This window comes from Photobacterium leiognathi, assembly GCF_030685535.1.
GTDB classification, from domain to species: Bacteria; Pseudomonadota; Gammaproteobacteria; order Enterobacterales; family Vibrionaceae; genus Photobacterium; species Photobacterium leiognathi.
On the sequence record NZ_CP131599.1, the window covers coordinates 1017699 to 1030976 of the forward strand.

General features: G+C 41.2%; 11 protein-coding genes and 1 pseudogene. 5 read left to right on the top strand and 7 right to left on the bottom strand.

Annotated features, from left to right (window positions below):
• Positions 1-58 precede the first annotated feature (58 nt).
• The 3 genes from phnX to phnW are packed head-to-tail and all read right to left on the bottom strand — an operon-like array spanning position 59 to position 3386.
• Positions 59-868, bottom strand: a complete 810-nt coding sequence (phnX, locus tag Q7674_RS04750) for a phosphonoacetaldehyde hydrolase (protein ID WP_045062237.1) — start codon at positions 866-868, stop codon at positions 59-61.
• Positions 869-897: 29 nt separating this feature from the next.
• Entirely contained in the window at positions 898-2268 is a 1371-nt protein-coding gene (locus tag Q7674_RS04755) for an aspartate aminotransferase family protein (RefSeq protein ID WP_045062235.1), read from the bottom strand.
• Positions 2268-3386, bottom strand: a complete 1119-nt coding sequence (phnW, locus tag Q7674_RS04760; RefSeq protein WP_045062234.1) for a 2-aminoethylphosphonate--pyruvate transaminase — start codon at positions 3384-3386, stop codon at positions 2268-2270. Before phnW ends, Q7674_RS04755 begins: the two co-directional genes overlap by 1 nt.
• A 284-nt stretch (positions 3387-3670) precedes the next feature.
• Here phnW and Q7674_RS04765 point away from each other — a divergent pair, with 284 nt between their 5' ends.
• The 4 genes from Q7674_RS04765 to phnR all read left to right on the top strand — a co-directional run bounded on the left by Q7674_RS04765 (position 3671) and on the right by phnR (position 8525).
• Positions 3671-4684: a putative 2-aminoethylphosphonate ABC transporter substrate-binding protein gene (locus tag Q7674_RS04765; protein WP_045062232.1), complete on the top strand. Its 1014-nt coding sequence runs from the start codon at positions 3671-3673 to the stop codon at positions 4682-4684.
• 159 nt (positions 4685-4843) lie between these two features.
• Positions 4844-5917, top strand: coding sequence for a putative 2-aminoethylphosphonate ABC transporter ATP-binding protein (locus Q7674_RS04770; protein WP_305421890.1), 1074 nt, complete (start codon positions 4844-4846; stop codon positions 5915-5917).
• Positions 5918-5946: 29 nt separating this feature from the next.
• Positions 5947-7698 (top strand): putative 2-aminoethylphosphonate ABC transporter permease subunit, encoded by a 1752-nt coding sequence (locus tag Q7674_RS04775; protein ID WP_080892162.1) that lies wholly within the window; start codon positions 5947-5949, stop codon positions 7696-7698.
• Positions 7699-7823: 125 nt separating this feature from the next.
• On the top strand, positions 7824-8525 hold the full coding sequence (gene phnR, locus Q7674_RS04780; protein ID WP_008989440.1) for a phosphonate utilization transcriptional regulator PhnR: 702 nt from the start codon (positions 7824-7826) through the stop codon (positions 8523-8525).
• On the opposite strand, the gene Q7674_RS04785 is transcribed toward phnR, so the two are convergent.
• Positions 8522-9403 carry a VirK/YbjX family protein gene (locus Q7674_RS04785; RefSeq protein WP_045062228.1) on the bottom strand — a complete coding sequence of 294 codons (882 nt, stop codon included), beginning with the start codon at positions 9401-9403 and terminating at the stop codon, positions 8522-8524. The two genes, phnR and Q7674_RS04785, sit on opposite strands and share 4 nt — an antisense overlap.
• A 150-nt stretch (positions 9404-9553) precedes the next feature.
• Between Q7674_RS04785 and Q7674_RS04790 the strand changes: the two genes are divergently transcribed.
• The gene (locus tag Q7674_RS04790) at positions 9554-9658 is read left to right on the top strand and encodes a hypothetical protein (protein WP_042117731.1); all 105 of its coding nucleotides are present in this window, start codon (positions 9554-9556) and stop codon (positions 9656-9658) included.
• 6 nt (positions 9659-9664) lie between these two features.
• Here Q7674_RS04790 and Q7674_RS04795 read toward each other — a convergent pair.
• The 3 genes and pseudogenes from Q7674_RS04795 to Q7674_RS04805 form a co-directional block, all read right to left on the bottom strand.
• Positions 9665-10425 (bottom strand): annotated as a pseudogene (locus Q7674_RS04795) (SDR family oxidoreductase).
• 101 nt (positions 10426-10526) lie between these two features.
• Positions 10527-11726 (bottom strand): enoyl-CoA hydratase/isomerase family protein, encoded by a 1200-nt coding sequence (locus Q7674_RS04800; protein ID WP_045062224.1) that lies wholly within the window; start codon positions 11724-11726, stop codon positions 10527-10529.
• A gap of 22 nt (positions 11727-11748) precedes the next feature.
• Entirely contained in the window at positions 11749-13044 is a 1296-nt protein-coding gene (locus Q7674_RS04805) for a thiolase family protein (protein WP_045062219.1), read from the bottom strand.
• Positions 13045-13278 lie beyond the last annotated feature (234 nt).

The window sequence follows — 13278 nt, forward strand, 5'->3', positions numbered from 1 at the left end:
AAGTCACTCGTCTTGTGTATTCAGAAAAAATGTCTTAATTAATCTTTAGTTTATAACGTTACGGTTTTTCACCTTTCGCTAAACGCAAATTAATATCAGCCACTACTTTGGGTAAATCTGCAATGGTATCAATTTCATAATGTGCACCAGAGGTGCTAAATACTTTCTGTGCTTTTTCACGTGCAGCCGCTAATGTCGTTTCATCTGACGTTTCAAATTGCTCTTGGGTAAGACCAGCCTCGTTACCAGAAAGCAATAATGCCACTGTCCACATTCCCGCATTTAACCCTTCGCTAATACCGGGAAGAGAATCATCAACTTTTATACAAGTGGTAACATCGCCTAGCCCTAATTCCAGCATATTTTTCAACGCCATAAAGGCTGCTGGGCGACCACCTGCAGCTAAATCATCTGTCGCAACAACGTAATCTGGTGTAAAACCATTATGATTAAGTGAAGGTAATAGTGCATCCAGTACTGCACGTGGGTAACCTGTACATGCACCGATTTTAATGCCTTGGTCACGTAATCCAGCGACGACATCTTCAGTACCTGGGATCAAATCAGCGTGCTCACCCACTTTGGCTATTTGTAATGGCATGAACGTATCGTAAATCGTATCAATATCAGATTCATCCATTTCACGACCAAACTGTGTTTGCCAACGTTGCGCGACTTCTGGAAGTTCGCCAACCGCTTTGATGTGCTCCCACTTTCCTAATCCCATCGGGACTCGCGCTTCTTGCAGTGAAATATCAAAATCAAAACCACGACGAAATGCTTCAACAAAAATGGTTGTTGGTGCAAATGAGCCAAAATCAACAACGGTTCCAGCTAAATCAAAAATCACACCTTGGATCTGTTTCATTTTCTATCCTTTTAAATTTTCACATCAATTCAATTAATAATGACTTCACTAATGGCTTGTTCGACAATATTTAAAGCACGAGCAAGATCATCACGCTCAATAATCAATGGGGGGCTAAGTTGTAATACGTTCCCTTGCGACACTTTAAAGCTCAGACCGAGATCTAAGCAGCGATACAGCACTTGCTCTGCTGCATCATAAGCACGCTGTTTAGTTTGCCTATCTGTGACTAGCTCAATGCCCCATAGCAAACCAATCCCACGTACATCACCAATAATTGGATAACGTTGCTTCATTTGTGCTAATCGCTGAGTTACGTAATCTTGATCTTGTTTAACTTTCTCAAGCAGGTTTTCCGTTTCAATCACATCAATGGTGGCAAGCGCGGCGGCACACCCAATCGGACTTTTCTCATGGGTATAATGACCCAGCGATATATCAGCCGCTTGGTTATATTTATCCTTGGTGATCAAGGCTGCAAAAGGGACAACACCACCACCTAATCCTTTACCGATACAAAGCATGTCGGGCTCGATATCAAAGGCGTGATGTGTAAACCAATGTCCTGTTCTACCCATGCCGTTAGGAATGTCATCGATGATCAACATGACATTATGCTTATCGCAGATCTCACGCACACGTTGCCAATAGACTTTTGATGGCACTTGAACATCGGTGTTACGAAGACCTTCGGCAATAAAGGCACCGATGCCACCTTCTTTTTCAATCACATATTCAAGGTAATCGGCATAATGCACATCGCTATTGTCATCACGAGGAAAAACACCACGGTAAATTACAGGAGGCGGAATACGCTCAACGCCAGCCATCAGTGGCCCCATTCCTTGACGAAAACACGCCTCACCGCCAACAGAGATGGCATCTAATGATGCACCATGAAAAGAATCCCAAAGTGACACTACTTTGGCATTACCTGTTACCACTCGGGCAAGTTTTAACGCCATACCCACCACAGATGTTCCACCGGGTGCAAACAACACGCGGTTTAACTCACCACCAGCAATTTCTGTGAGTTTTTGCGCACAATCAATCGCTGTTTTATGGGTGAAACGACGAGGAGCAAAAGGTAATTCCGTTAACTGCTGTTGAATTCGCGCTAACACTTGAGGGTGCCCATAACCCAACTGATGAACGTTATTACCATGAAAGTCCATGTAGCGCTTACCGCTAAGATCTTCGATATAAATCCCTTCCGCCGCTGCTAATACATTCATGCAAGGCGTAGACATGGATTGATGCAAAAAATATTGGCTGTCTTGCTCTAACATAGCCTCGGTTTGCGGTGAATTTAGCGTTTGATACCACTGTTTTCTCGCAGCCGTAGTATTGGTATCTCCCTCACAACGCAAATGCATATCACCATTAGGATAATGCGTCATTACGATGCCGCCTTTTGCCAGAACATTGTGCGACGAATAGCATCAATTAAACGGTATATATCGTCATTATGAACATCGCCGATATTGCCAATACGGAAACAATCCGCATTCGACACCTTACCCGGATAGATCACAAAACCTTGCGCTTTCAATAAGCTATAAAAGTGTTTGAAATCATAATCTGTATCAGAGGGAGAGTAGAAAGAAGTAATAATCGGAGAATGGAGCGATTGAGGCAGTAAGCAACGAAAACCTAATGTTTCCATTCCCTCAACTAATATGCGCTGATTAGTCACATAACGTTGATAACGTGCTGCAACGCCGCCTTCTTGTTCAAGTTCTAACATCGCTTGATAAAAGGCTCGCACGGTATGCGTTGGAGAGGTAAAACGCCATTTACCGTGATTTTTTTCCATGCAGTCCCATTGATCATATAGATCCAATGATAATGAGCGGGCTTGTCCCTGACACTTTAGTAACTCATCTGTTTTCGCAATGACAAAGCCAAACCCTGGTACGCCTTGAATGCACTTATTTGCTGAGCTGATCATAAAATCAACGCCCAACTCACCAAGATCCATCGGAATACCACCAAAACTCGACATAGCATCTAAGATCATGATCTTATTGCGAGACTTTACCAGTTTACAAACAGCTTCAATCGGATTGAGCATCCCTGTCGTGGTTTCACAATGCACCATTGCGACATGAGTAATTGTACTGTCGCTATCAAGCAAAGCTGCAATATGTTCAAGATCTGGCTGCTCAACTTCACTCAATTCAATGACGTGGTGATCAATCTTGAGATACTGCGCTATTTGACCAATACGTTGCCCATAAGCACCATTATTAATCACTAACAATTTGCCATTAGCAGGCATGACTGTGCCTATGGTCGCTTCCACTGAAGCACTGCCACTGCCCTGCATTAATACTGATGTGTAACCCTGATGATGCGTTGCCAAAGTCACCAATTTGGTACGGATCACTTCAACAATTTCTTTGTTGTAATCATCATCCCATGTACACCAATCTTTCAGCATCGCTTCACGAACAGTTCTTGTCGTTGTCAGTGGTCCAGGCGTTAATAGCAAGTATTGATTTGTCGAGTTTTCCATTTCTATTTTCCATTTGGACTATACCAGTTATGAAAACTATAACGAGTTAAAAACCACACTGTAAATGGCTCAAGATAAGAGTTAATAAAAGGTTCATACTTGCCATTTTCCTGTAATAATTTTTATTCTGTGCGTCATATAAGCCACATCAAACCGACTTTAAATTGCAAAGAAGTAATCATCTAAGCGTCATAAACGCACTCTAGCATCGTAATGGCTTACAAACTGGTACATACCAATAAAGTCATATTGAGTAAGATTTAAATAATCATGGAGATACGATAATGAAGAACCGTTGGATGCTAGCCCCTCTTGCTGCAATCACCGCCCTTTCAGCTACTCACGCTTTTGCCGCAGAGGAACTAACGGTATACAGTGCGTTTGAAACTGACATGCTTGCTAGATTTAAAAGTGGTTTCGAAAAAGCAAATCCTGATATCAAAATCAAATGGGTACGTGATTCAACAGGGATCATGACAGCAAAACTACTGGCTGAAAAAGATGCGCCACGTGCCGATGTTGTATGGGGTTTAGCTGGCTCATCAATGGCGTTGCTAAAAGAAAATGGCATCTTGAAACCGTATTCTCCAAAAGGCTTATCTGACGTTCGTCCATCACTGGTTGATCCTCAAAGTGATAAAGCATGGTTTGGTAACGATGCATTCTTTAATGCGGTTTGTTACAACGAAATCGTAGCGAAAGAGCTCAGTCTACCAAAACCTAAAACATGGCAAGATCTGCTAAAACCTGAATATCAAGGTCATATTGCAATGCCTAACCCTGCATCTTCAGGTACGGGTTATATGCAGGTTTCAGCATGGCTACAAACCATGGGTGATAAAGCAGGTTGGGAGTACATGACCAAGCTGGATAAGAACATCGATCACTACACACATTCAGGTTCTAAGCCTTGTGTACAGGCAGCACAAGGTGAAGTAGCCATCGGTATTTCTATGGCTATTCGTGGTGCAACACTGAAATCACAAGGTGCACCAATCGACGTGATCATGCCAAAAGGCGGCGTGGGCTGGGAAGCAGAAGCGGTTGGCCTAGTTAATGCAAATTCTGCAGCAGCTAAACGTCTAGTTGATTGGTCAATTTCAGCGGATGCAAACAAGCTATACAACGAATTCTACCCAGTAGTCGGTCGTAAGGCTGAGTCTAAGCCAGTACCTAACTACCCAGATGTAGAAAAAGCCATGGCTAAATTAGATTTCTCGAAAATGGCTTCATCTCGTAAAGCTGTATTGAAGACGTGGTCTGAAAAATTTGACTCAAAATCTGAGCCAAAATCATAGTCAATATTCCCCCTAATAATTAAAGCCGAGCTGTTCACTACACTCGGCTTTTTCTTTTCTATGTATTATTAACTGTCTTGTTAACGTCAAACTTATGTCATTGAAGTGTAACGCTTAAATACTAAATTTGGTATATACCAATTAGTATGAGTTAACATCATGAGTGCTTATCTTCAAATCGATAATATTTGTAAACATTTTGACCAATTCACTGCATTGAAGAATATTTCGCTGGATATTCATAAGGGTGAATTCATTTGTTTTCTTGGCCCCTCAGGTTGTGGCAAAACCACATTACTGCGTGCCATTGCTGGTATGGATATTGCCAGTTCAGGTCGTATTACCCAAGATGGTAAAGACACTACTTTTCTTGCTCCAGAAAAACGCGATTTCGGCATTGTATTTCAATCTTATGCACTATTCCCAAACCTTACTGTATCGGAAAATATTGCTCTAGGGCTACGTAATCAAGGTAAATCACACCGAGCAGCTAATGACATTGTCACGCATTGGTTAGAATTAGTTGGCTTACCCAACTCAGGTCATAAGTTCCCAAGTCAACTATCTGGTGGTCAACAACAGCGTATTGCGCTAGCTCGTGCGTTAGCTTTATCTCCGGGATTATTACTATTAGATGAGCCGCTCTCTGCGCTTGATGCCAAGGTTCGTACTCACCTTCGTGATGAAATCTGCTTACTACAACGCCAACTTGGTATTACCACAATTATGGTTACCCATGATCAGGAAGAAGCCTTAGCTATGGCTGATCGTATTGTGGTGATGAATCACGGTGTGATTGAACAAGTGGGTACACCTGAAGAAATCTATCAAAACCCTGCTTCTCGTTTTGTTGCTGAGTTTGTTGGCAGTATGAATTTCATTGATGCTTCTGTAGTCAGTAACGAAAAAATCCGCATTGGCGAAACACTACTTCCAACACCTGAAAATACCCTGCAACGCGGTCAACGTATCGAGCTAGGTTTACGCCCTGAAGATATTCATTTCACCGAAAATAACATGAAGTCAGACTCATCCATTCCTGTTCAAGTTGAAGATCTTGAATTTCAAGGCACTTATGTTCGAGCTAACTGCCGATTACAAAACTGCAATCCAGCCAAAAACATTAAAGTGGATGTGCCAATCAGAGAACTCCGCCGCCTAGCAATACAAGAAGGTCATTACCTTTTCGTAAACATCACTAAGCAATACACCCATATTTTTCATGCTCAGTGATCTGACTCGTTAATTAAGGACTAATGATTATGGCTTCTCTACTTCCAGCAAACGTGATGCAAAACAACACTCAAGATCTAGCTCCATTAAGCTTGAGTACTCGCCTTACTATTGCAAAAAATGCCATTACAAAAAACAACCTTATCACGCTAGCCATACTGCTATTTATTCTGTTTATCATGGGCTTTTTCGTTATTGCGCCTCTGTTCTCCATGCTACAGAAAAGCATGCAAAATGACGCTGGACAATTTATTGGGTTGGCTAATTTCGCAGAATATTTCTCATCGTCATCAGTTTGGCAATCAATCAGAAACACTCTTTTTATTGGTGTAACAGTAACCTCTATGGTGGGATTATTAGCCTTTTGTTATGCCTACGCGCTAACTCGAAGCTGTATGCCATTGAAAGAATTATTTAGCATTTTAGGAACAGCACCGATTCTAGCGCCTTCATTACTTCCTGCGATCAGTTTGATTTATCTACTTGGTAATCAAGGGATAGCAAAAGATTTGCTAATGGGACACTCAGTATATGGGCCAATAGGTATTACCATCGGTTTAACCTTCTGGTGTTTTCCTCACGCATTAATGATCATTAAAACATCATTACGCACCTCCGATGCCCGTTTATATGAAGCAGCAAAAGCGCTCAATACATCTCCAATAAAAACTTTTTTTATTGTGACTTTACCCGGTGCAAAATACGGCGTGATCAGTGCGTTAATCGTGGTATTTACGCTGGTTGTGTGTGACTTCTCTGTGCCTAAAGTCATTGGTGGTAGTTATAATATTTTAGCAACCGATATTTTTAAACAAGTTGTCGGCCAGCAAAACTTTGCCATGGGTGCAGTTACCAGTGTCGCCCTACTTGTACCAGCATTATTAGCATTTGTTGCCGACCGCTGGGTGCAAAAGAAACAAAAAGGGCTATTTGATTCACGCTCTGTAGCTTATGTGCCGAAAGCAAACATTATCCGCGATAGCTTGTGTTTTCTGTTCTGCAGCCTTATTTGCTTAACCATTATCACGATTATTGGCATGGCGATTTACGGTTCACTCGTCACCTTCTGGCCTTGGAATACCGCATTAAGCCTTAATAATTACAACTTTGAACAATTCAGTGCTTCAGGTTGGCAGCCTTATTTTAATTCCATTAAGTTAGGTATATTGGTAGCAATCTTTGGCACCATGACCATTTTCCTTGGAGCCTACTGTATTGAGAAAGGTCGCTGTGCCGCCCCTTTACGTCAGCTACTTCAAATGTTTGCCATCATTCCTATGGCTGTACCAGGCATGGTATTAGGTCTAGGCTATATTTTCTTTTTCAATAATCATCATAACCCACTGACTGTGTTATACGGCACCATGACAATTTTGGTGATCAATACGGTAATGCACTATTACACCGTTGGTCACATGACGGCTATAACGGCTTTAAAACAGCTGCCAGCCGAGATTGAAGCTATTTCAGCATCGCTTAAGCTGCCTCAATATAAAGCTTTCTTTAAGGTAACCTTACCTGTCTGCGCGCCAGCTATTTTAGATATTTTTGTCTACTTGTTTGTAAATGCAATGACGACAACTTCTGCCATCATCTTCTTGTACTCTACAGATACCATGCCTGCATCCGTGTCTGTTCTTAACATGGATGAAGCGGGTCAAACAGGCCCTGCAGCAGCGATGGCAGTAATGCTTCTACTCACCACAGCATTAGTCAAAATCAGTTATGTGGTTGGTAATAAACTGCTTGAAAACACCCCCCAAAGTTGGAGAAAGCGTTAATCACATCAGGGCTAGGTAAACTAGCCCTCTTTTTATTCACAGAGTTCTAGGTGTCACCACATATAAATAGTGGTATAACAAAAAGATACATTGAATACTAATCGTCGATAATAGAGAGTAATCAGGTGCAATACTTAAAGATCAAGGAAGCGATTTATGAACAAATTGAGTCTGGACAGTTAGGGGATAAACTACCCTCGGAAAGAAAATTAGCTGAATCGTTTAACACCACACGTATTACACTACGTGAGGCCTTATCTTTATTAGAATCGGAAGGGAAATTGTTTCGTGAGGATCGTCGAGGTTGGTTTATCTCGCCACAACCATTAATTTATGATCCTACTAATACGACTGAGTTTCCAGCCATGGCGATGGCGCAAGGTCGCACTCCCCGCTCAGAGTTACTCTCGGCGGAATTAGTCAAACCCAACAAGCAAGTGGCACAACTACTACACACAACAACTGAAGATGAGTTATATCGAATCAAGCGTTTACGTTATTTAGATAATCGTCCTGTCGTTGTAGTAACCAACTACATCTTACCGTCATTCTTTCCAAACTTACTGGAAACCGATTTTACTCACTCTCTCAGTATTGTTTACCGCGAGCAATTCAACCGTATATATACAAAAACGCGCTATCGTGTGAGCACGACATCATTGACGGGCTCAACAGCGACAGCGCTGCGTGCAACAGCAGGAAGCCCTGCTATGTTTGTTGAACGTTTAAACTACGATCAATTTGATAACCTGATCGACTGTGACTTTGAATACTGGCGACATGACGCTATTTGTATTCAGTCTCTAGCCACCTTAAAGCATCTTTAGTGAATAATACTAACAGCATCAAGTTTTTCTTTTAGCGCTTGATCGTACTCATCTAACCATGCATAACGTTCACGATACATCTTGCGCTTTGGACGTTTAATATCTTCCATAGCGCGACGCTCAGTGTGTAATGGTAATGAGTAAAATGATTCATCATGCTCCTCACCATTATGCTCTTGCCAAAGCTGATCATAATTTAAGTTAATAGATGAGCCTTTTTTACCGTAGCGTTTTGCCATGTACACGTGGGCGCTATTTTTAACAGCATAAATATGGTCAATCCCCATATCATTCGCAAACAAACGCAGCGTTTCCACCATGAATGATTTAGGTCTTAAGCCAAAAATAGCTTTGGTAAATAAGCGACTAAAACCATTATCGTTATTACCACCTTGCATACAACCGATGTAAATATCGTTATCTACAACAGTAAATGCAATTGCATAATAACGGTTATCTTCACTATCCGTTAATAGCAGAGCAAGCTCTCCTTCTCGACGATATGTATGATCAAAACTCAGTTTTACCTGATAGTTTTTCTCATCAATGTTAAAGCTATAAAGCTCCAATTCATCGCTGTAAATAGTGTGTCGAGCCTCTTCAGAGAAGTGATCTTCCATCCAGCAATAATGCTTTTTTAAAACGTCAACAATCTGATTCTTAGAAAAGCATGTTGCCAAATAAGGCTTAGTAAAACGCATCAAAAATTCAGGTTGTTGCTCTAACACTTCTTTTCTTTGCGTTTCGGAGAAATACTGAGATAACTCTTTATATTGACGAGAATATAACATCGCTCTCATCGCATATTTTGCGATAGATAATGCTTTTCCTCTTTTTTTATCACTGTAAGCTAATTTCGCTGACTTTATTATACTCATACGGCAACCTTTATCTTATTCACAGTGATTGTATACGAAATACCAATAAAGAATAAATAATAGAATTATATTTTGTATATCGAATTATCTTCACTAAATGCGTGATGAAAGGTAGTATTTGCAGTTTATTATGATGAGTGGAGAAATATCATGGAAAAGTTAATGCCATACCTTGCTAAATTCGCCTTCGGTGTCTCTATGATGATGTTTGTCTTAGGCGGTGGCATGGCATTATATGCCGCATTTTATGGCTAATTTACGTTATAAACGTAAACCACCATCAACCTCTAAAATACGTCCAGTGAAGTAATCATTCTCAATAATGTACTTCACTGTGTGAGCGATATCTTCAGGATCACCTATACGCTCTAGAGGAACTGAAGCTTTTAGCATCTCTAGTATTTCAGGCTCTAATTGCTCCGCTAACGGTGTATCAATTAAACCAGGAGCAATAGCAGCAACGCGAATACCATATTTAGCAAGTTCTTTCGACCAACCAACAGCCATTGTCGCTACCGCTGCTTTTGACGCCGCATAGCTAGTTTGTCCAAATGTACTTAAGCACGCGCAATGCTTGAAATATTGATGATCACACCTTGCGATTCAGTTTCAATCATCTTTTCAGCCGCTTCACGACCACATAAGAAAGTACCTGTTACGTTCACATCCATTACGGTTTGGAACTGATCTAGTGGCATCTTTCTTAAAGTATTATTTTTTCCACAAACCAGTAAGCCATCATCAAGAATGCCAGCATTGTTAATCAGTACATTAATATGACCAAAGTCTTCAACAATACGAGTGAATGCCTGTACAACTTCATCTTCGTTAGTAACATCAGCCTCATAAACCATTGCTTTACTATTTAGCATATGGCACTGATCTTGAGTTTTACGCAATCCTACTGAATTAATATCAATGAGGGCTAATTGAGCACCCATTTGGGCTAGAGTCACAGCCATCATCTGACCTAGACCTTGGCTGGCGCCAGTAACGACAACAACACTATTCTCAATTTCCATTCATGACTCCTAGTTAAAATAAAACTTTCGACTGTATTACCTTACCGTGTCAAGTTGCATCGCTCTAATCCTATTGATAAAAACTAAGTTATTATAAATAGTTACCTACTATGAGAGATAACAAGTGGATTTTTATTCTCAAGCCATGTAGACGCAAACATTTGCTCTATTAAACTTTCATCCACTGCATTAACTGATGAATATAACCATTGCGGTTGATGATCTTTATCAATGAGTTGCGCTCGTACTCCTTCTTTGAACTCTCCGACTAAGCCACAATTAACAGAAAGTCCTAACTCCATTTTTATACAATCAAGTAAAGATGCATCCTTATAATCACGCAACTGTTTAAAGCAGATATGTGCGGTAATTGGACTTCCAGCATTTAAATTCTGCTTAGCCGTTTCAATCCAACCGCCTAACCCATCGATAGCATTAATTTGCTCAATAATAATAGAGAGTGACTGTTGCGAACATGCTGCTTGGATTTGAGCATAATAAGGCGTGAGTTGATTCGCTGGTAACTGATCGATTTCATCTATTTCAGATTCAGTCAGAATCATGGATACCGCTTCATTTAATGCTTGTTGCCTTTCACTTTTATCTAACGATGTTGACCATGAATGTTGCACTAACTGCTGCTCAACTTTATTAAGCGATGCGCCATCGATAATATGCTCGATCATCTTTAAATCACGGGCATCAACAGCATTAACATGGGAACCTGTTAACCCTAAAAACAGTCCAATCCCATTCGGTAACTGATTTAAAAACCACGTAGCCCCTACATCAGGATATAAACCAATGCTAATTTCAGGCATCGCTAATAAACTATTCGGCTGGGCGACTCGGTGACTGGCACCGATATACAAACCTAAGCCGCCGCCCATAATAAAGCCATGCCCCCATGCAATAATCGGCTTGTTATAGTTATGAATGAGGTAGTTACAACTGTACTCAACGGTAAAATATTCCGTTAAAAATGGCTTTGCGATATGGCTATCAACTTCTGCCAATGGAATATTCGGTGGTGTATCAAGCTGATTGAGAACAGGATCATTATTCATAGCGTAATACATACTGCGTACATCACCACCAGCACAAAAAGCCCGTTCACCCACTGACTTTATGATCACAGCAACAATGCTTTCATCGTCATACCAAAGCTGTAAATATTGATGAAGGGTTTTATGCATATTCAAGGTTAATGCATTTAACGACTCCGAGTTATCAAGCTCAAGCACCCCAATGTTATGCCCATCAACGCAACGTAAATAAGATACATTCACGACCCCTGTCATACTTCACTCCTTACATTAACGACTAATCGACAGACTTCACATCGACTTCAATGGCGATGGCAAGTGCTTCACCACCACCAACACAAATACCAGCAATGCCTTTCAGTGTTTTGGTTTCACCATTGCTTTTCGCATTATTTACAGTTTTTGCTTTATGGCGTAATGCGTGGGTCAAGGTCACCACGACTCTTGCACCTGTTGCGCCAATCGGATGCCCTAAAGCACATGCCCCACCATTAATATTAACCCTGTTTGGATCAATCCCAAGCTGATCAATTGCCACTAATGTCACCACTGCAAAGGCTTCATTGATTTCCCATAAATCCACTTCATCAATAGACCAATTAAGAACATCTACTAACTGACGAATGGCATGAATAGGTGCGATGGTAAATTCATCCGGTGAACGACTATGAGAAGCGTAACCTTTTATCATCGCCAATGGATATAAACCTTGGCGGCGAACATGCTCAGCTTCCATTACCACCAAGGCTGCAGCTCCATCACCGATTGCGCTTGAAGATGCTGCAGTGATAGTGCCTTGCTCACCCGCTAGAGCAAACAATGGCGGCAATGTTGGTATTTTTTGAGGGTTCACTTCATTAGGGTGCTGATCTTTTTCTACCATCACTAACGCTTGTTTAGTCGCGACTGTAATGGGTACAATTTCAGCTTTAAAAGCATGATGACTTTCCGCCTTAACCGCGTGATTAATAGAACGTACCGCCCATGCATCCATGCGTTCTTTTGGTACATCATATTTGTTTGCTGTTTGCTGCCCGTAAACTCCCATCAAATGCCCATCATAAGCATCTTGCAGACCATCAAAATACATATGATCTAATACCGCTTTATGACCAATACGCATCCCACTTCTGCTATCGGTTAGCAAGTAAGGCGCATTACTCATACTCTCCATCCCACCAGCAACAGCGGTACGAATAGAGCCTGCTTTGATCATGTCGCAAGCAAGAAACAGGGCTTTTAACCCAGAGCCACACACTTTATTAATCGTCACACAAGAAACTGAATGCGGTAACTTCGCTTTCAATGCAGCCTGACGAGCAGGGGCTTGTCCAACACCAGCCGTTAATACGCACCCCATGAAAACTTCATCAATCAGCTCAGCAATACGTTCGTATTCAATACTACCAATGTGTGAAATCGCATTATCTTGAAGCGCCATACGCTTAACATCTTGCAGTGCTGATTCAATAACAATGCCGCCTAGTTGAGCCGCTGAAAACTGGCTTAAATCGCCTTGAAAACTACCAATTGGCGTTCTTTTGGCTGCAACGATCAGGATATCCTTACTCATACAATTCACCTCATCAGTCAATGTATCGCACTGGCTATAACGAGAATATCAGGTGTTTTCTTGACGCTTTTGTAAGCATAGCACTAACATTTACGTAAACGTTAAGAAACATCTGTACAGATTATCGCTCGCAAAATCGCCGCCCTGATTAACCGACAATAACGCTATATACCCAAGTAATTTCAAAATACTTGGTTCAATATGAATGACTTGGGTATGTACGTGCTGTCTAAC

Excerpts from the sequence above, each read along its gene's own strand:
- Q7674_RS04805 (WP_045062219.1), bottom strand. The coding sequence starts at position 13,044 with ATGAGTAAGGATATCCTGATCGTTGCAGCCAAAAGAACGCCAATTGGT.
- phnW (WP_045062234.1), bottom strand. The coding sequence starts at position 3,386 with ATGGAAAACTCGACAAATCAATACTTGCTATTAACGCCTGGACCACTG.
- Q7674_RS04790 (WP_042117731.1), top strand. The coding sequence starts at position 9,554 with ATGGAAAAGTTAATGCCATACCTTGCTAAATTCGCCTTCGGTGTCTCT.
- phnX (WP_045062237.1), bottom strand. The coding sequence starts at position 868 with ATGAAACAGATCCAAGGTGTGATTTTTGATTTAGCTGGAACCGTTGTT.
- Q7674_RS04770 (WP_305421890.1), top strand. The coding sequence starts at position 4,844 with ATGAGTGCTTATCTTCAAATCGATAATATTTGTAAACATTTTGACCAA.
- Q7674_RS04765 (WP_045062232.1), top strand. The coding sequence starts at position 3,671 with ATGAAGAACCGTTGGATGCTAGCCCCTCTTGCTGCAATCACCGCCCTT.
- Q7674_RS04800 (WP_045062224.1), bottom strand. The coding sequence starts at position 11,726 with ATGACAGGGGTCGTGAATGTATCTTATTTACGTTGCGTTGATGGGCAT.
- Q7674_RS04785 (WP_045062228.1), bottom strand. The coding sequence starts at position 9,403 with ATGAGTATAATAAAGTCAGCGAAATTAGCTTACAGTGATAAAAAAAGA.
- Q7674_RS04755 (WP_045062235.1), bottom strand. The coding sequence starts at position 2,268 with ATGACGCATTATCCTAATGGTGATATGCATTTGCGTTGTGAGGGAGAT.
- Q7674_RS04775 (WP_080892162.1), top strand. The coding sequence starts at position 5,947 with ATGGCTTCTCTACTTCCAGCAAACGTGATGCAAAACAACACTCAAGAT.